This is a genomic window from Alteromonas sp. NFXS44, from assembly GCF_040148705.1.
Lineage (GTDB): Bacteria > Pseudomonadota > Gammaproteobacteria > Enterobacterales > Alteromonadaceae > Alteromonas.
This window is the reverse complement of sequence record NZ_JAGDEA010000011.1, coordinates 251,849-269,541: the sequence shown is the minus strand read 5'-3', so window position 1 is coordinate 269,541 and position 17,693 is coordinate 251,849. Positions and strand designations below refer to the sequence as shown.

General features: G+C 49.1%; 16 protein-coding genes. 8 read left to right on the top strand and 8 right to left on the bottom strand.

Annotated elements, in window-relative coordinates; genetic code table 11:
• Positions 1–265 precede the first annotated feature (265 nt).
• Both J3369_RS14960 and J3369_RS14955 read left to right on the top strand, forming a co-directional pair.
• Positions 266–1,261 carry a mechanosensitive ion channel family protein gene (locus J3369_RS14960; RefSeq protein WP_349588297.1) on the top strand — a complete coding sequence of 332 codons (996 nt, stop codon included), beginning with the start codon at positions 266–268 and terminating at the stop codon, positions 1,259–1,261.
• Between the two features lie 13 nt (positions 1,262–1,274).
• Positions 1,275–1,442 carry an entericidin A/B family lipoprotein gene (locus J3369_RS14955; protein WP_303572942.1) on the top strand — a complete coding sequence of 56 codons (168 nt, stop codon included), beginning with the start codon at positions 1,275–1,277 and terminating at the stop codon, positions 1,440–1,442.
• 25 nt (positions 1,443–1,467) lie between these two features.
• Here the strand turns inward: J3369_RS14955 and J3369_RS14950 are convergent, their stop codons facing one another.
• The 3 genes from J3369_RS14950 to J3369_RS14940 form a co-directional block, all read right to left on the bottom strand.
• Entirely contained in the window at positions 1,468–1,860 is a 393-nt protein-coding gene (locus tag J3369_RS14950) for a Fis family transcriptional regulator (RefSeq protein WP_349588294.1), read from the bottom strand.
• Positions 1,861–1,905: 45 nt separating this feature from the next.
• Positions 1,906–4,155: a TonB-dependent receptor gene (locus J3369_RS14945; protein ID WP_349588292.1), complete on the bottom strand. Its 2,250-nt coding sequence runs from the start codon at positions 4,153–4,155 to the stop codon at positions 1,906–1,908.
• Between the two features lie 100 nt (positions 4,156–4,255).
• A complete protein-coding gene (locus tag J3369_RS14940; protein WP_349588290.1) occupies positions 4,256–5,116 on the bottom strand; it encodes an EamA family transporter in 861 nt (286 codons plus the stop codon).
• Positions 5,117–5,227: 111 nt separating this feature from the next.
• Between J3369_RS14940 and acuR the strand changes: the two genes are divergently transcribed.
• Both acuR and acuI read left to right on the top strand, forming a co-directional pair.
• On the top strand, positions 5,228–5,857 hold the full coding sequence (gene acuR, locus J3369_RS14935; protein WP_349588288.1) for an acrylate utilization transcriptional regulator AcuR: 630 nt from the start codon (positions 5,228–5,230) through the stop codon (positions 5,855–5,857).
• 64 nt (positions 5,858–5,921) lie between these two features.
• Positions 5,922–6,902 (top strand): acrylyl-CoA reductase (NADPH), encoded by a 981-nt coding sequence (acuI, locus tag J3369_RS14930; RefSeq protein WP_349588286.1) that lies wholly within the window; start codon positions 5,922–5,924, stop codon positions 6,900–6,902.
• 70 nt (positions 6,903–6,972) lie between these two features.
• Here the strand turns inward: acuI and J3369_RS14925 are convergent, their stop codons facing one another.
• The 3 genes from J3369_RS14925 to J3369_RS14915 all read right to left on the bottom strand — a co-directional run bounded on the left by J3369_RS14925 (position 6,973) and on the right by J3369_RS14915 (position 10,899).
• Positions 6,973–7,878 (bottom strand): alpha/beta fold hydrolase, encoded by a 906-nt coding sequence (locus J3369_RS14925; RefSeq protein WP_349588283.1) that lies wholly within the window; start codon positions 7,876–7,878, stop codon positions 6,973–6,975.
• Between the two features lie 152 nt (positions 7,879–8,030).
• Positions 8,031–10,301 (bottom strand): hypothetical protein, encoded by a 2,271-nt coding sequence (locus tag J3369_RS14920; protein ID WP_349588280.1) that lies wholly within the window; start codon positions 10,299–10,301, stop codon positions 8,031–8,033.
• 118 nt (positions 10,302–10,419) lie between these two features.
• Entirely contained in the window at positions 10,420–10,899 is a 480-nt protein-coding gene (locus J3369_RS14915; RefSeq protein ID WP_349588277.1) for a DUF411 domain-containing protein, read from the bottom strand.
• A gap of 314 nt (positions 10,900–11,213) precedes the next feature.
• Here J3369_RS14915 and J3369_RS14910 point away from each other — a divergent pair, with 314 nt between their 5' ends.
• The 4 genes from J3369_RS14910 (at position 11,214) to J3369_RS14895 (ending at position 15,846) form a co-directional block, all read left to right on the top strand.
• Positions 11,214–13,130 carry a CHRD domain-containing protein gene (locus J3369_RS14910; RefSeq protein WP_349588275.1) on the top strand — a complete coding sequence of 639 codons (1,917 nt, stop codon included), beginning with the start codon at positions 11,214–11,216 and terminating at the stop codon, positions 13,128–13,130.
• 186 nt (positions 13,131–13,316) lie between these two features.
• Entirely contained in the window at positions 13,317–13,490 is a 174-nt protein-coding gene (locus J3369_RS14905) for a hypothetical protein (protein WP_349588272.1), read from the top strand.
• Positions 13,491–13,584: 94 nt separating this feature from the next.
• Positions 13,585–14,826 carry a YjgN family protein gene (locus J3369_RS14900; protein ID WP_349588269.1) on the top strand — a complete coding sequence of 414 codons (1,242 nt, stop codon included), beginning with the start codon at positions 13,585–13,587 and terminating at the stop codon, positions 14,824–14,826.
• A 3-nt stretch (positions 14,827–14,829) separates the two neighbouring features.
• The gene (locus tag J3369_RS14895) at positions 14,830–15,846 is read left to right on the top strand and encodes a M48 family metallopeptidase (protein ID WP_349588266.1); all 1,017 of its coding nucleotides are present in this window, start codon (positions 14,830–14,832) and stop codon (positions 15,844–15,846) included.
• A gap of 69 nt (positions 15,847–15,915) precedes the next feature.
• On the opposite strand, the gene J3369_RS14890 is transcribed toward J3369_RS14895, so the two are convergent.
• Both J3369_RS14890 and J3369_RS14885 read right to left on the bottom strand, forming a co-directional pair.
• Positions 15,916–17,106: a cytochrome b/b6 domain-containing protein gene (locus J3369_RS14890; protein WP_349588263.1), complete on the bottom strand. Its 1,191-nt coding sequence runs from the start codon at positions 17,104–17,106 to the stop codon at positions 15,916–15,918.
• Positions 17,107–17,233: 127 nt separating this feature from the next.
• Positions 17,234–17,689, bottom strand: coding sequence for a GNAT family N-acetyltransferase (locus J3369_RS14885; protein WP_349588260.1), 456 nt, complete (start codon positions 17,687–17,689; stop codon positions 17,234–17,236).
• Between the last annotated feature and the right edge of the window lie 4 nt (positions 17,690–17,693).

Here is a 17,693-nt window from a genome sequence, read left to right as displayed (position 1 = left end):
TCACTTTCCAGTGAGGTCTTTTTCCTTCTTTATCTGCCTGAAATTACTGTGTGACATTTTCACACCCCGGGTATCTATTTCTTTCCCGTTCTCTGCTCATCATCAAAGTATCTTTTACAAATCCCGTGGGGAAGGTTTCTATCTTTTTGATTAGCTTTATGTTTTTCGTTATTTTTCCTTTACGTCTCTACCCGGAACGATACTTGTAAGTTTATGCCCGTAAAAGCACTGAAGTGAAACGGCATCAACAATACCCGGGAGAAACATGGAATTTCCGCAAATCGATAAAGCCTACGAGTTAATTAATGAAAAGCTGCAGGTGTGGCTGGAAGGGGGGATCAAGCTGCTCCCCAATATCGTAGTCGCTTTTTTTATTGCCTTTGCATTCGGTTTGCTGGCTAAGGTTGCCGGTAAGGTGCTTAATAATGTATTGCGAAGGGCGTTTGAGTCCCGGCAGATTGCCGATTTACTTACATCCATCGCCAAGGCATTTATTGCCTGTGCCGGAATATTTATCGCGCTGGACTTTGTCGGTCTGCAGGGCACCGTTACTTCCTTGCTCGCCGGTGCTGGTATTGTTGGGCTGGCTATTGGTTTTGCTTTTCAGGATATTACTGAGAACTTTATCGCCGGTATCGCCATGGGGATCCGCAAGCCGTTTCAGATTGGCGATGTCATTCAGGCAGACGGCGTGTTCGGTAATGTGGAAGAAATTAATCTCAGAAATACGCTGGTCACCACGTTCTACGGGCAGCGGGTAATCATCCCCAATAAAATTCTTTTCAGAAATATTCTCACTAATTACTCCGTGATGGGCCACCGCCGGATTGAAGTGCCGGTAGGCATTTCCTATGCGGATGATCCGCAAAAGGCCCGCGAAGTGATTGTGGATGCTATCAACGAAAAAGACTACGTCATCAATAAAGATGAAACCAACGTTTACGCAGAGTCATTCGGTGACAGCAGCGTGAACTTACTGGTGTGGTTCTGGATCCGCTATCCGGGTGAACCTAATTATATGGAGGTCAGACACGATGCGATTGTCACCGTGCAGCGTGCCCTGAATGAGGCTGACATTCTGATCCCGTTCCCTATTCGTACACTGGACTTCGGTGCCAAAGGTGGTGAGAAGCTCGATACGATGATGCGCTCCTCAGGCTTTTCTGAGAAAAGTCAGGGGCAGGAGGAGAGGGGCGAAAGCCAGCCAACCAATGAGAGTGCTGCCAGGGCTGATACCAGCGACGCGGCCGCAGAAGATTAAACCGGAGAGAAACATGAAATCACTACATTTATCGAAAGCAATTCGGGCCAGATATTTTGCCATTCTGGCGGGCTTTCTGGGAAGCTTACTGACAGGCTGTGCCACCGTAGAAGGATTGGGGCAGGATATTCAGTCAGCGGGAGAAGAACTGGAAGAAGCCTCTGAAGATGCACAAAACTAATTCACCTGCTTGAGGGTAATTAGTTTTAACAGCTCCAGCGGGCAAGACGTGCTGGCCAGTCGCCACCGTCTTCCCGCAGGCAGCTTTCTTCACTGTCGAGGCGAACGTGCCTGCGAATATCCTTCACCTTAATGCCGGCTTTTAAAAGTCGGGACTGAATAAGCTGTCTGATCTTCTTATCACAGCCTTGTTCAGCAGCAAGCTCTATTTCTGCATCTAAACTGAACACGCAGGTCACCATCAGGCTGCCCGGAAAATTGTCATATTTTGCGGTGTGCGTCAGCCATTCAAATCCGGTGTCCCATTCTTTTATAGTTTCACACGCCATTGTCAGCGCTATCACCACATTATTGTCGAGCTTCTTGATGGTTTTCTTCATTCTGAGTGTCCGGCGTAAAAAAGAGGCGAATGATAGCATTTGCCTCCTTTTACTCAATCACTTTGCCAGTGAAAGGTGCGGGTTCTATTCAAACCGGTAATCGACTCTCAACCCCAGCGTCCGCGGTTTTGAATAGGCTGCGGTTGCACTTTGTCCGATAAACCCCGGGCTCACGTACACATTGGTTTTTTGCACATCATCTTCCAGATTGGTAACAAAGGCCGTTATCGAAAGCTGATCGTCGGGAAAATGGTAAGTCACTGTGGCATCGGTTTTGGTGTACGCCTCTACCTTATCAATCGTGGGATGATTGTGCTCACGCAGGTACATATCATCCTGCCACAGCATATTCACGGCTGCTGTGATGTAAGCGCCGTCAGATAAGCTTGTATTATATTCCACGCCTGCCTGAATTGTACTTTGCGGCACGTAGGGTACTTTATTCCCGGCCAGATTCGCCCGTCCTAAACCTGCCGGATCGTCAGGATTCACTACCGGCGAGGGATCACGGTTGTCGGTACTGTAAAGCTCGTCAAACTCAGCGCTGATGTATGAGTAAGAAGCAAGCAGCTTGAAATTGGACGACAGAATAAACTGGCTTTCTATTTCCGCGCCGTAAATCGTGCTTTGCGCTGCGTTAGTGGTGAACTGGCCTGGTGCATTGTTGACAGTGGTCAGTGTCGTCAGCTGTAAATCCTGATAGTCGTAATAAAACGTATCGAGGTTAATCCGCGCCTTTCGCTGAAGTAAATCTGACTTGATTCCGAATTCCCATGCAGCAATGTTCTCAGGCTCATAGGGCAGGCCGTTAGAGGTCAGATTAAAGCCGCCTGCTTTGTAACCTGTCGAGCGTCTGGCGTACACGAACACATCGTCGGAATAGTCGTATTCGATTCCGGCCATCCAGGTATTTTTGGAAAACTCCGCGACACCGGGGTATTGGGCGTTAGGAATATCCGGCGGGAAGGGAGCGCCAAAGTTTCCCCGCGTGACTTTCGTTCCGGTTTTCTCATCCTGCGTATGCCGCACACCGAGTGAAAAACGTAAGTCATCCTGCAGTGCATAAGTGGCATTACCGAAGGCGGCCAGTGTTTTTCCCTGTCCGTCTTCATCCAGCAGAAAATCCGGTAAGTTAAGAATGCCGCCCGGGGTAACGCCATTTAAGCGTACTCGCCGGAAGATAAAGGTATCTTCATAAAAGTAGTAACCACCCACTATCCACGAAAGCGCTGTGTGGTCATCGGAAGACAGTCTTACTTCCACACTTTTTGAAATGTTGTCCTGATCTTTATTGAATATGCTGATGTCCACGTCAGAGCCGTCAAAATCCTGCTGTGACCGTGTGATCTGATCGGAATAACTGGCCTGAACAAACCCTTCCAGTTCACCTGATTGCTTAATCATGCGGATAAAGCCGCTGGTGGTTTCTGTTCTGTTGAACGCAGGTGCATCATTGCTGGCGATAAGCGGATCGTCCGGATCCTCAGGAATGGTGTTCACCAGAGCACGTACCGGTGGTGGACCGCCCGGATTCCTTTCCAGATAAGTCATATTCATACCGCTGCCGTCAATGTCGCTGTATGTGCCGGACAGCAATATCTCCACCGTTTCAGGCGTGCCGTACAGTACCTGACCCCGAACAGTGGTGTCGCCGTTGGTGCCGAAGAAATCCTGAGTGCCCGGTTGGACAGACTGATTAACGATATAGCCATCTTCTTTTGTATATACCGCTGAAAAGCGGGTGCGCACATCGTCATTCACCGGCAAATTGACTACGCCGCGAAATTCGGTGTGATTCCGGGAACCGTAAGTAAAACCCGCCTCTGCTTCAAAGTATTCTTTTGGCGTGTTGGAAATCACATTAACCACGCCCCCTGTGGCATTGCGCCCGTACAAGGTACCCTGCGGTCCGCGCAACACTTCGATGCGTTCGATGTCGTAGAATACCGAGGAGCCGCCGGCTGGTCTGGCAATGTAGTTATTGTCGATATAAAAGGCAACTCCGGAGTCGGAAATAGAGCTGGTGCCCTGCAGACCAATGCCGCGCAATGAAATTTTGAATCCGTCCTGCTCCTGTCCGATGTGTAAAGCCGGTACGTAGGACTGCAGGTTGGTTAAATCGTCGATGCCCCGTTGCTCAAACATATTACCGGTGAAGGCGGTAATGGCCACCGGCGTATCCTGAATAGATGTCACCTTTTTCTGTGCGGTAACTTTGATGACTTCCAGTTCATTCTGTGCGGAACCTGACTCTTCCTGAGCATGTGCATAATGTGTTGCTAAGGCAGCCGCGATGCAGGACAACGCGATGCCATTCGGTTTAGTCAAAGTCATGAAACTGTTTCTCAAATAACCTGTATTGCCGGAAGAGTGGCGGATAGTTTTGATTTAGGTATAGAAGCAATTCATGGGTTTTGCATAAAAATCCGGTTATTTATTTCCTGAGTGCACGGTTCCAGCGATGATTAATATACAGAGAAGCGACAATGATTCCCCCTCCGGCAGTCAGGCGGATAAGATCGGCATCCCGGTTCCAGATAAGCACATTAATGATTAAGCCAGCCGGGATCAGAGCATTGTTCATGATGCCTAACGTACCGCCGTCTACTTTTACTGCTCCCAGATTCCAGAAATAAAAGCCAAGTCCCGATGCCACCAGTCCCAGCCAGCCAAGGACACCCCACTGAACCGGTGTTGAAGGCAGTTTGCCTGCATCCCCGAACAGTAAATACGCAGGCAATACCACCATCAGGGCACCGGCGAAGAATAAGGCGAAGCTGCGCCAGGGCGGGGAAGCCGGTTTAAAATGACGTATTAACTGAGCGTATCCCACCTGGCCTGTGGCAAAGGTCAGGTTCGCCAGTTGCAGAATTAAAAAGCCGGTAATGTAGTCATTGCTGATTTCGTCATACCGGATGACCGCCGCTCCGGCTACCGCAATACCTGTGCACACCAGGCCGGGCAAGGAAAATCTCCGTTCGATAATATCGTTAAATAAAGATACATACAGTGGCGTGAAGATTGTGAACAGCAGCACTTCAGGTACGGTCAGGTATTCGAAGGAACGGTAAAGGCATACGTAGGTAATACCAAACTGGAATGCGCCTGTCACGATAAGACCGGCGATGAATTTACGTGGTAAACCGGCTAAGCGCAAAAATGGCAAAAACAATGCCCCCGCCAGCACGATGCGGGTGAGTACGGCGAAGTAGCTGTCTACATGACCTGAAAGATACACCCCGATAAGACTGAATGATAACGCCCAGAGGGCTGTTACAGCACTAAGGTAAAACACGATACAAATTCCTGACTGAAATACGACAAGTAAAAACGGAGGTTAGTGTAACTGAACAACCGGTGAAGCAAAGGTTGTAATTTAATAGACGATCGGTCTATCATGTTTGTGATGACAAATACAACTACCAAACCCCGTCGCGGACGACCACCGAAAGCGGCAGGCTGTTCAAGAGACACCAGAGCGGAACTTATCCGCAGCGGTCTCGCGCACTTAACGGAAAACGGCTTTGCTGCTTCCGGCATCGATACGATCTTAAAAAAGGCAGGCGTGCCTAAAGGCTCGTTCTACTTCTATTTCGCCAGTAAAGAGGCCTTCGGTCATGCTGTATTAAACAGCTACGCAGAGTATTTTGCCGGTAAGCTGAATAATGCCCTCACTAATACAAATTTACCTGCTCTGGCACGTATCGCTGCGTTTGTTGATTCTGCCAAAGAGGGGATGGCAAAACATGATTTCAGACGGGGTTGTCTGGTGGGCAATCTGGGGCAGGAAGTCGACGGACTACCGGAAAGCTTCCGCAGCCGGCTGATTGACATTTTTCAGAGCTGGCAGGAGCAACTGGCGGTATGTCTTGAAGAAGCTAAAGCATCAGGTGACATTCCTGCAACAACTAACTGTGCCGCCACCGCCGAATATTTCTGGACTGGATGGGAAGGGGCGGTTAGCCGGGCGAAACTGGAGCGATCTGCACGCCCCTTAGATAACTATCTGACGTGTTTTATGAATGGTTTGCGGTAAGGAAAAATTTTTTACGTGTTAATAGACGATTGGTCTATATTAATTCGAGTCAACCGGAGGAGCTATGTTTAAAGGTATTCTGATCGAAAAAGACGACCAGTACAAAGCGTCATTACAAACCATCGACGAGAGCACATTACCGGAAGGTGATGTGTCGGTGGCGGTTTCACACAGCACACTGAATTATAAAGATGCGCTGGCGATTACCGGCAAAGCACCGGTAGTCCGGCATTTCCCCATGATCCCTGGCATTGATCTGGCCGGCGTGGTGGAAAGCAGCAGCGCCGGAAGGTTTAAACCGGGTGACAAGGTGTTGCTGAATGGTTTCGGCGTGGGAGAGACCCACTGTGGTGGTCTGGCACAAAAAGCTGTTTTGAAAAGTGACTGGTTAATTTCCCTGCCGGAAGCCTTTTCCCCCGCTCAGGCGATGGCAATTGGCACCGCGGGATACACGGCGATGCTGTGTGTACTGGCGCTGGAAAAACACGGTGTCACACCGGATAAAGGAGACATACTGGTGACCGGTGCCAATGGCGGAGTCGGCAGTTTTGCCATCGCATTACTGGCAAAACTGGGCTACACCGTAGTGGCTTCTACGGGGCGGATCAGTGAGGCTGGTTATCTTAAAAAACTCGGTGCCAGTGACATTATCGACCGTCAGTCGTTGTCTGAACCCGGCAAGCCGTTAGGAAAAGAGCGCTGGGCCGGGGCGGTTGATTCAGTGGGCAGTCATACCCTTGCCAATGTGTGTGCGGGAATGAAGTATGGCGGTGTGGTAGCAGCCTGTGGTCTGGCTCAGGGCATGGATTTTCCCGCGACCGTTGCACCATTCATTCTGCGTGGTATTACGCTTGCCGGCATCGACAGTGTGATGCGTCCTCTTGAAGACAGGATTGAAGCGTGGGACCGGCTGGCTACACTAGTCAACCATGACATGTTGTCAGAAATTTCAGAAGAAATTGGACTCTCTGACGTGGCCAGCACTGCCGGAGAATTATTGAAAGGAAACGTGCGGGGCAGAGTGGTCGTGGATGTAAACCAGTAACTTGCCATCGGATTTATTTTGCAAAGACTGGCGGGTAGCATACCCGCCTCTTTAAAATGCCGGCACCGGTTCAGTGATTTTTCAGCCACGCCACCACATCAGGAAAATGATCTTCTCTGGCAGCGGGATGGGTCAACATGTTGATATGGTCGTAATCCATGGCGTTACCGTTTTGTTTCGCCAGTACGGTAAACAGCACATTGGTGTCACCGGTTTCGGCAATGAAACGCTGAATATCAACCGGATGGCCGAGTGCATAATCATTGATGGCAGCAATGTGCCAGGTAGGTGGCCAGTTCGTTTTTGTGGCGGCAGCCGCGTAATCAAAACCGTCTGTTAAGTCAGTCCAGGGCGTGTGTTTTACCCAGTGAACGCTTTGCGTCAATGAGCCGGAAGTTTCGTCATCCGAGCCTATTTTATACTGCCTGCCAGGCAAATAGCCTTTGCGCTTTGCGATAAAGGGAGAAAACCGCTTCCATACCAGCTCAACCTTAAACAACCGCTCAAAGTTCTTAGCGCTCACTGTACGTTTTGTGCCAAAGCACACCTGGCTGCGTACCTTTTCTGTGATTTCAGGATAGCGGGCCAGAACAGATGCAGTAAGCACGCCGCCCCAGGAATGACAAATCACATGTACTTTTTTACCGGTACGTTGTGCGATGAAGTTAATCATCATAGGGATGTCGCGGGTTATCTGGTCGTTTTGATCATGGTTTGGATCTTCAGCAATGGGAGGCGTACTTTTTCCGCGGCCACGCATGTCGGCAACGTACACATCAAACCCCTGTTCAGCCAGAAAACAACCCAGTCCTTTTCCCGATTCGGTATAAAAGATTTTCCCATTTTCAATGGCTCCGTGGATCATCAGTACCGGCTCACCGTCCTGCGTGGCATGGATGTGACGCAGATGCAATTGATGATGACCGTCGGGAATAAAAAGGGATGCCTGAGAAAGGGGGGGTTGGCTTGCTGTCATAGCTCGTAACGTTAATGATTTGTTACTTAAGCATGCCACTACTTTTGGATAAGGTCAACTGGACAAACCAGTTGTTGCAGTCAGCTTCAATTTTTGAGAGCACAAAAAAAGGCCGGCATATTCGCCGGCCTCAGCTAAAGATGAAAGTTCCATTACTGTGTGCGGGTACACACCACGTGCCGTACGGCGCTGCGGGGAGAATTCGCCATACTGTAACTGTCGCTGATGACCGCCAGCGTCGACATAGATAAGTCGGCTTCTACTGATTTTGACCAGAAATAGCGGTCGTAAGTTGCAGAAGTCAAATCAAGTGGTGGTGTTGCAGAACCGGTGAAGGCTGCATTCAATTCTTCCGCGGAAGGTATGCGCCAGTCTGTGTTGCCGTTGTCTTCACGTGCTTCGCAGAATGCCACCGCTTCAAATAATGACATGCGGGGATAGTCGCTCAGTGTCATCCACTCAAGTGCAGCAGCGCTGTCATAAGGCTCATTAATGGCAATGGCTTCAATTTCAGCTTGCTGTACCTGATCAGCGTTACCGGCAAACCTCAAAGTGGCAAATGCCGGACTGGTAGAGGTGCGCGCCACGACTACCTGACAGCTTGCATTCGCAGCCAGTGACGAGCCTGCGCAGGTAGAAGACTGCACTGTAAAGTGAGACGGGTTTAACCCTGCCAGACTTTCAGTAAGGCCGGAGATTGCAGATGCCGAAGTATTTGTAAGCGTCACTGTGGTTGTTTCTGCTGTGCTGTCGCCTGCAAGGACAGACAGTGCCGGCTGGGGCAACATCACAGGTGGTGTAATGTCCAGATCGACAGTTAACGTTTTACCACTGCCCTGTGTGCCGGCTATGCGCACAGACATGCCACGGAATGGATCTGTATAATCTTCAGTAATACCTATTTCGTCGTCATCGTCATGCATCAAATATAAGGCATCTAACGGACTACTCACTGCCGAGGTTGTGCGTGTTTGCGGAATAGATACTAATAATTGCCAGTTATCTTCAACACCTTTAGCTGTGAAAAGGCTGGCGTCCAGTCCGGTGCTGGTTTTAAGCTCGAAATTTACGTATACGGCATCACCACTTGCAACAAGTGCATAGGGGATGCGGACTAACTGAACACCACCATCAGGGGAAGATGACTGAGACAATGTCACATTGGCCGGCGCTGTGACAATAGCCTGACGGCTGTCATCAATCCATCCTGCCAGATTACGCATGGTCGCAGTATATGTTGCATCATGATCAGACAATTCTCCCATTGGGAAGGGACTGGCTTCGCCGTCAGTTTCACAATCTTCAGTACTGCGGTAAGCAAAAGTCTCAGCCGGCAGATTTTCGCACTGGCTGGCTGTTGTATGGCGCATGCCGAAGGTGTGACCGAGTTGATGAACAAAGGTCGCCTTTGAAGCACATGCACTGGCCGTGTGAGCCACATAGTGATCCCAGCTTTCAATTTCTGCACTGTGATTTAAAGACGCATAGCATACGTAGGGCTGGTTCGGATTGTCATTGATGACTGTGATAAGACGGTCATAGCTGGTGTAGTCATCCACATTGGCAGCAATGTAACTGTAAATTTCCTGACGCTGTGTGTCACCAATTAATACCTCTGCGTCTGTATAAGTGAAGCCGGAAGTGCTGCCGTTTGATGCCGTGTTGGTACTGGTTAATGTGTAGTAGGGCAGGATATGAGGCTCAAGCCAGGCATTACCTTCAGAAGCGTCCACTACATACTGGTTTACAGAAGCATCACCACTTATAAACATCGTGGTCAGGTCGTCAACAGAGAGATTATCTATCGCATCTCTGCCGGCAAAGGCTACCGGCAGTACCAGTGTTTTCTGAGCGCCGGTGTTATTGCGGGTCGTCGTATCTGACTGCGCAGTAAAACTGGCTGAAATCTCACAACTTTCTGAGGCGGTGAAAGCGTAAATATTACCTTTCAGTTCACCGTCACACCCTGACACCGTTTCAACCATATTGGTGACATCCGGAACGAGTGTAAATTGTACTGTATCGCCTTGCTCTGCAGTTAAGCTGGCAGGATATATCATGCCGCCGGTCATGGTTGCACTGGTAATACTGACGGTGGTATCAACAGCGGCAAACTCACCATTTACGGTGCAGCCGGCAGTAATCGCGCCTGTCGTATATGTATTACCTTCCAGTGTTCCATCGCAACCTTCAACGCCGGATAACGTGTAACCACTGTCAGCTGTGAATGTAATCGCCAGAGTGTTTCCTTCAGTCACCGCGCGGCTGGTTACCGACGCACTGCCACCTGCAGAGGTTGTAACCTCAACAGTATAAGAAGCGGGAGCGGGTGTGGAAGGGGTATTATCTGAACTGTCTGAGCCTCCGCCGCCACAGGCAGCCAAAGATAAACTTAACGCAACTAAAGAGAGTGACCTTGTCATGCATCATCCTTAAAAAACGGGCCGGTTTGGTTGATGTGATTACGCCGGCGACGTTTTTTAAGTTCAGACACAGTTACAACATATTTTTTAATCCAGACGACAAAATTTTAGATTTTGATCAGAACTGTTCGTTGTAACCTTTGATGCTGGCATACACCCGGTCTGAGCCGTCTTTCATCAACACTAAAACATCGTAAGGCATAAAGCGGTCGCCCATTTCCATACCCGGCGTACCAACGGGCATGGCAGGAACCGAGAGCCCGATGGCATTTTCTACCGGCTGCTCCAGAAACTGTTCTATAAATTTTGCAGGTACATGACCTTCAAACACGTATCCGTCAATAATGCCGGTGTGACACGACTGGTATTCAGGCTGGATGCCTGCATTCATTTTCAGTGTATATAAATCTGAATGGTCCACAGGATTGACAGCAAAACCCGCTTTTTCTATGTGAGAAATCCACTTTTTACAACAGCCGCAAGTCGGGCTTTTATACACATCCATTTTTGCCGCTTCCGGATCAACAGTTTCTGCCGTCGCGGGTAAAGTTGCCGGCAAAATCAGCAAGAGTGCTGTCAGTGCTATTTTTATGTTCATTAGGAGGCTTCCGGTTGTTTAGTTTTGGCTATCTAAACCTATTTATTCCCTGTACGTCAATACACACGCAGGGTTCAGCTGATCACACGCTAACATTTCTCATAGCTTAAATATTGAGTTTTGCTATGAGGTGATCCCCCCGGATTTCACGAATATTTTGCCGCGCGGCTGACTACCGGAGCAATTTCAGTGAGTTGTGAAACTATTAATAAATATTAATCCATTAATTGACTTTATTTAGCGGCATAAATGAACCAGGTTGTGCACACTCCGTTAAAACAGTGTTAATTATTTTTTCACCGGCGGAGAGAAACATGAAATTTTATAAGTTAGCAGTAATCGGAGCAGCAGTAGCATTAAGCGCATGCTCCAGTGATGACGATGATGATGAGGTTGTTGTTGTCGAACCGGAAGAGCCCACCTTCTCAGCATCTGCCACCTACGATGTTGAACTCAATGGTATGCAGCAAGTCCCTATGAACATGTCGACGCAAATGGCGATGGCCACCGTCGAAGTTGATGAAGAGCTTATGCTTCTGCGGGCGACGGTGGACGTAAGCGGTGTTGAAGGTGTGTCAGCTGTTCACATTCATGACGGCGATATAGGTCGTAATGGTGATGTGGCATTCGGGCTGGAGATGACATCAGACGGTACATACATGCTGGCCGAAACCAGTATCACAAGCGATTTGATTGCTGATCTGGAAGACGGTGACTGGTACATCAATGTGCACACTGAAAGTTTCGGGGATGGCGAAGTTCGTGGTCAGATTGTTTCAGATGACATGGCCATAGTGACGTTTATGCTGGACGGTACTCAGGAAGTGCCTGCTGTATCGACCATGGCTGACGGTTACGGCTACGCGCTGGTATCGACAGCGACCTACGACCTTGATTTAGTGATTTACACAGAAGATTTGGACAATGCCAGTGCTGCTCATATTCATACAGGCCGTGCAGGTATGAATGGTGATGTTCTTGTTGCGCTGGAACAGTCCATGGACGACATGACGATGTGGATGACGCCCGACGGTACAATGATTGATGAAGACACTCTGGCGGTGCTTGTCTCCGGCGGCCACTATGTCAATGTTCATTCTCCGGATTTCCCCGGCGGTGAAATTCGCGGACAAATCCTGACAGATAATTTCGCCCTCGCTACATTTATGCTCTCCGGTGCGCAGGAAGTACCGGCGGTAACTACCGAAGCTTATGGTAGCGGTTATGCGCTGGTGAACACTGATGACTATGCACTGGAACTGACGGTAGTCACAGAGGGCGTAGATGACGCAACCATGGCACATATCCACACCGGCAGAGTCGGCACGAATGGCGACGTGCTTGTTGCACTGGAGCAATCAGCCGATGACGCAGGCACCTGGATGGCGCCGGAAGGAACGATGATTGATGCTGATATCTTTGGCGTACTGGCATCGGGTGGTCACTATGTAAATGTGCATACACCTGCTAACGGCGGAGGTGAACTGCGTGGTCAGATCCTCACAAATGAGTATGCAATTGCTACCTTTATGTTAGACGGTGAACAGGAAGTGCCTGCTGTTGATACCATGGCTACGGGTCACGGTTATGCGCTGGTAAACACGTCTACTTATGCTCTTGAGCTGGTTATAGACACTGAAGGCGTGGATGATGCAACCGGTGCTCATATTCATACCGGCCGTATCGGCATGAACGGAGATGTACTGGTGGCCCTTGAGCAATCGGCTGACGATATGGGTATGTGGATGACACCGGAAAATACCATGATCGATGCTGACATTCTTGAGGTACTGGCATTGGGCGGTCACTACGTTAATGTACATACGCCGGCAAACATGGGCGGTGAAATCCGTGGTCAGATCATAACGTCTGATTACATGGTAGTTACCTTCCCTCTGAGCGGCGATCAGCAGGTACCTGCCGTTACCACAACGGCAACGGGTAATGGTTATGCGCTGGTAAATTCAATGACTCATGCACTGGAGTTAGTGGTTAATACGGAAGGTGTTGATGACGCCACGGCAGCACATATTCATACAGGCGCAGCCGGTGAAAATGGTGATGTACTGGTAGGTCTGGAGCAGTCTGTGGATGACATGGGCATGTGGATGACCCCTGCAGATACGATGATCGATATGGATATCTATGATGTTCTGATTTCAGGCGGTCATTACGTGAATATCCACACACCGGCCAACCCCGACGGTGAATTGCGCGGACAAATTGAATAACCGTTCTGAAGTATACAAATATTAAAACAGGCCAGCCTTTAAACCTGGCCTTTTTTATGGGGAAACTTCAGGTACTAAGTACAGTTTCTGCACTGACTGAAATTTGCGAGGATCCCTGATGTATCTATTGTAATGACTCCATTTGAAGGCTACTCCGGTAGCCTTTCTTTTTCCGGAATTTCAGTAATGAACAGACTTTTAGATGTGACGTACTACACCGGCGCAGGCCTTTTCTTCGCTCAGGCGGTTTGGGAACGGTTTGTTTATGACAGTCGCGACTTGTTTACAGAACATTTTCAGACGGGGTTGCTATTTTTGATTCTGGCGAGTCTCAGCAAGCTCGTCTCAAAGGCAAAGTAAGAGGTTTCATACTTGCTGAATGACGGTGTTTTCAGTATGTTCTTAAACGTGATACGTCGTCACAAAATGGACAAAAATATAAAAAAGAGTGCATATGGAAAATGAAATCGATTACTCAGGCTATACCTTGTCTGAGCTTAAAGAAGCACGTTCAACCATTGACGAACAAGCCTGGCCTGACAGAGCCCGGATGCTCGATCAACTGATTGCCGCCAGGGAATCTGCCAGCATGTCCTCTCCGGAACCGGCTGCCGGTATCAACCTGCCAGGTCAGGATGATGCAGGGCAGGCAGCTCAACCGCTACGCACAGTGCCTGTAAAATTTCATGGTACAACAGGCGAGTTTTTCTCAATCTGGATCGTCAATCTGGCCCTTACCATCGCTACATTGGGTATTTATTCTGCCTGGGCAAAGGTAAGAACTAACCGTTATTTTTACGGCAATACCGACATAGACGGTCACCGGTTTGCTTACCTGGCTGAACCCCTGCAAATCCTTAAGGGGCGCGCCATCGCCGTGGTACTTTTCGGCGGCTATTTCCTTGCCAGTTACTTTAATCCGCTTGCCGGGGTTATCGTGGCCATTTGTCTGGGTTTGCTAACACCTGTACTGGTGATTCTCAGTTACCGTTTCAAAATGCGTATGACGTCTTACCGCAATGTCCGCTTTAATTTTAAAGGTCGTTTCGGCCGGGCGTTTGTCGTCTTTGTACTTTGGCCGGTAGCCAGTTTATTTACCCTTTATCTCATATTGCCACTGGCCCTGAAAAAGATAGACCAGTTCTTGCTGGAGTCATCCGGTTACGGTGATAAGTCATTTAAAACCCGTTTAAATACCGGCGAATATTTCGGTACAGGGATCGCCGCCGGCGCCATCGCGTTTGGTATTTTCTTGATTGGCGGGATCTTTATGGCAGTGGGTATATTTTCCTCTTCCTCAAGTGAGGAGTTTTCTTCATCGGGTTCTCTGCTATTTACTTTCGGCACATTTGCTATGTATTTTCTGGCCTATGTGATTGCGTCAGGCTTTTATTCAGCACGCATCCGGAATCATCTTTTTGCGGTTACAGAGCTTGACGGCATTGCGAGATTCTCATCAGACGTGGGGGTGGGTGAACTTATCAGCCTGCGCGGCACGAATATTCTGGCCATCATTTTCACACTGGGCTTTGCCTTCCCGTGGACCAAAGTCCGCACGGCTAACTTCTATGCAGAGCGGACGCAAGTAGCGGTACTGTCTGACGTCGATCAGGTCATGGAAGGCTACACGAGTGATGTTGGTGCGGCAGGTGAAGAAGCTGCCGGATTATTCGATGTGGATATTGCTCTGGGGTAAGTTGTGGCAAAAGGACAGTTGTATCCCCGTGCCGGCGCTGCGGCATACCAGGTTGATTGTGATGTGAACGGTGAAGCGCTGATTGTCGGCAGCTTTGGAGGCAATGGTGAGCAAACGTATCTGCGCAGTGAGGTGACCTGCAAACCTAAATTGGGTCGCCTTCCCCGTGAAATCACCTTGCCCGGTAATGTATTACTGGTGTGCGACAGTTCAGCGCCTCTGGATACCTGGCTGGATGGAAAAGGCGGAGACGCCATCAATAAACTGGAATCAAAACGACATTGGGTAGTTGCCAGTGTCGTGATGGTGCCAGTTTTATTGTATCTGGTCTTTGCTTTTATCATGCCCTGGATAGCGGTGCGATTTGCTGATGCGATCCCGCAGGAAGCGAAGTTTGTTGCCTCACAACACACGCTGAGTGCCATGGATGCCACCATCCTGGAGCCAAGCGGCTTGCCGGTTACGCAACAATCATCGTTACAGGCTCATTTTCATAAAGTGATCAACGATATCCGTGTTAATCATGAATACTTTGATATTCAGTTCCGTAAATCGTCTTTTACCGGGCCAAACGCATTTGCCTTACCCGATGGCACCATTGTTTATACTGATGACATGATTACCCTTGCCGGGGAGGATTTAGCAATACTCGATGCCATTTTGCTCCATGAAGTGGGTCACGTTGAGCAGAATCACTCAATGCAGATGATTGCCGAATCTTTATTTACTACATTGGCGGTATCTTACTTTTTCGGTGATCTCACCGGTGCCATTGAAGCTTTCTTCGGTGTCGGTTCCACCGTGCTGCATAATAAGTTCTCGCAGGCTCACGAACGTGCAGCCGATGATTTTGCGTTACATCAGCTTTCCGTCACCGGCCGCAATCCGGAAGATTTCGCCAGAGCGATGGAAAAACTGAGTGAATCATTGCCTGAGGCCAGTGAAACCGTAGAGAACTGGTTGTCTACACATCCGGTTATGAAGGCGCGGATTGAAAAGGCGAGGGCGTTTAATCAATAACCGCGCAGACTTTTAGCCGGAGGTCAGAATGAGAGAGTACTCATTCTGACCTTCGCTATTTGAAGTGTCTCAGTTCGTCTGTTTCATCAATTTCAAATCGATGACCAGTTCAACCTCATAAGCAACGCTGGCATTTGTAGCCCAACTGCCGCTGCCGATCTCAAAATCCCGTCTGTCGATGGTCGCAGAGCCAATGAACCTCGCCTCACCGTTACTTTCCTGCCAGCTGAACGTCACAGAAATTGGTTTTGTCATTCCCTTTAAGGTGAGTTCGCCGTCAGCAATAAATTTACCATTTTCTTTTCTGATATCGCGACTCAGATAGTGCGCCTCAGGGTGGGCTTCAGTTGCGAACCATTGACTTCCTTTAATGGTGCCATCCCAGTCTTTGTTGTTAGTCGTAATGCTTTGGGTATTGATTGTGACATCAATGATTCCGTTTTCAGGATCTGCAGGGTCGAAATAGATTGCCGGCGTAAACTGACGGATTGCGCCGGTAAAAGGTTGGCCTGCGTAGCTGTTGTTAAAGTTAAAATTATCAGGCGTTGCGACCATTTCCCATCGCGGGCTGTCAGACTTATTCACTTCCTGTTGTGCTGCAGCGGCTGTTGGAAGCTGCGTTGTGACCGGTACATCTCCAGAATCCGGGGATGCTTTCTCAGCTTGATAGAAGGTAAAGCCGATCAATAAAACAAGTGCTAAAGACAGCGCACTTGCACTGACAAGCGACTTACCTGGCAACATTCGCGGTAACAGGCTGATCCCATCCAGCAGCTTATGCAGAACCAGCATGGCAATATGACCTGCTACCATCAGTGCGATAATATAAAACAAATACTCATGCAAAGACGAGAAGAAGTCACGGCTTCCGTTATCCAGTCCCGGAATATGAGGAACTGAAATTAAATTAAACCAGGCAAAAGGATAGCCCGCAGTGGAATTTAACAGCCAGCCACTCAACGGAACCGCCAGCATGAGCAGGTACAGCCCCCAGTGACCGGCTGACGCCAGCTTTTCCTTCAGGGGAGGAAGCCCGGGCGGGGCCGGAGGATGCGCTAAGCGCCAGAACAAGCGCACGATAGCCAGTATAAGGACTGTAAATCCCGCAGACTTATGCAGCACAAACAGTTCAATTTTATCCGGAGAGTTTGGCATTCCCTCAGCAACCAGGCCAAGAGCGATTGCCCAGAATATTAATAGTGCAATTGCCCAGTGCATCATGCGGGCAACCAGATTATAAGGTTTTGAAATGGTATTCATGGTTGATAAATCCGGTTTGAAATTGCAATTAGATTACAGACGTTCCGGCAAACCTGCGACTGCAAGGCATCTCTATTTTGAGAACAATTTAACCTGATTTATCGAATTCAATGGCAGTCCGGTAGTTTCAAAGCGCCAGTGTCATAAAATGACTGTTCGGATCGGGCTGATAAGATGCAAAAGGTCCGCAGTCTTTAAAACCATTGCGGTAGTAGAGTTTTCTTGCGGCTTCGAAGTAAGGCTGGGTGCCCGTTTCCAGACTGAGGGTGGTAAATCCCTTTTCGCGACAAAAGGAGATGGCGTGAAGGAGCAAGGCATATCCGGCGCCGGTTCCCCGTGCCGCTCTGGTAGTGCGCATGGATTTGAGTTCTGCTTCAGTATCGCTGTGCTGCTTTACTGCCACACAGCCCAGTAATCCGCCGTCTCTTCTGGCCGAGAAAAAGTGAATATCCGGCGCTTTCAAAGCGCTCAAATCTAACGCATGCACACTTTCTGCCGGTGACGTTGCGAACATATCTGCAAGGTGATCTTCCAGCAGTGCAATAATGTCGTTGCCTTGCAGGTTGTCGTACTGAATGTGCATGCTA

What these genes read in the sequence shown, in the direction of transcription:
- J3369_RS14945 (WP_349588292.1), bottom strand. Translation starts at nt 4,155, where the DNA reads ATGACTTTGACTAAACCGAATGGCATCGCGTTGTCCTGCATCGCGGCT.
- acuR (WP_349588288.1), top strand. Translation starts at nt 5,228, where the DNA reads ATGACAAATACAACTACCAAACCCCGTCGCGGACGACCACCGAAAGCG.
- acuI (WP_349588286.1), top strand. Translation starts at nt 5,922, where the DNA reads ATGTTTAAAGGTATTCTGATCGAAAAAGACGACCAGTACAAAGCGTCA.
- J3369_RS14915 (WP_349588277.1), bottom strand. Translation starts at nt 10,899, where the DNA reads ATGAACATAAAAATAGCACTGACAGCACTCTTGCTGATTTTGCCGGCA.
- J3369_RS14925 (WP_349588283.1), bottom strand. Translation starts at nt 7,878, where the DNA reads ATGACAGCAAGCCAACCCCCCCTTTCTCAGGCATCCCTTTTTATTCCC.
- J3369_RS14890 (WP_349588263.1), bottom strand. Translation starts at nt 17,106, where the DNA reads ATGAATACCATTTCAAAACCTTATAATCTGGTTGCCCGCATGATGCAC.
- J3369_RS14920 (WP_349588280.1), bottom strand. Translation starts at nt 10,301, where the DNA reads ATGACAAGGTCACTCTCTTTAGTTGCGTTAAGTTTATCTTTGGCTGCC.
- J3369_RS14960 (WP_349588297.1), top strand. Translation starts at nt 266, where the DNA reads ATGGAATTTCCGCAAATCGATAAAGCCTACGAGTTAATTAATGAAAAG.
- J3369_RS14910 (WP_349588275.1), top strand. Translation starts at nt 11,214, where the DNA reads ATGAAATTTTATAAGTTAGCAGTAATCGGAGCAGCAGTAGCATTAAGC.
- J3369_RS14905 (WP_349588272.1), top strand. Translation starts at nt 13,317, where the DNA reads ATGAACAGACTTTTAGATGTGACGTACTACACCGGCGCAGGCCTTTTC.
- J3369_RS14955 (WP_303572942.1), top strand. Translation starts at nt 1,275, where the DNA reads ATGAAATCACTACATTTATCGAAAGCAATTCGGGCCAGATATTTTGCC.
- J3369_RS14900 (WP_349588269.1), top strand. Translation starts at nt 13,585, where the DNA reads ATGGAAAATGAAATCGATTACTCAGGCTATACCTTGTCTGAGCTTAAA.
- J3369_RS14885 (WP_349588260.1), bottom strand. Translation starts at nt 17,689, where the DNA reads ATGCACATTCAGTACGACAACCTGCAAGGCAACGACATTATTGCACTG.
- J3369_RS14950 (WP_349588294.1), bottom strand. Translation starts at nt 1,860, where the DNA reads ATGCTATCATTCGCCTCTTTTTTACGCCGGACACTCAGAATGAAGAAA.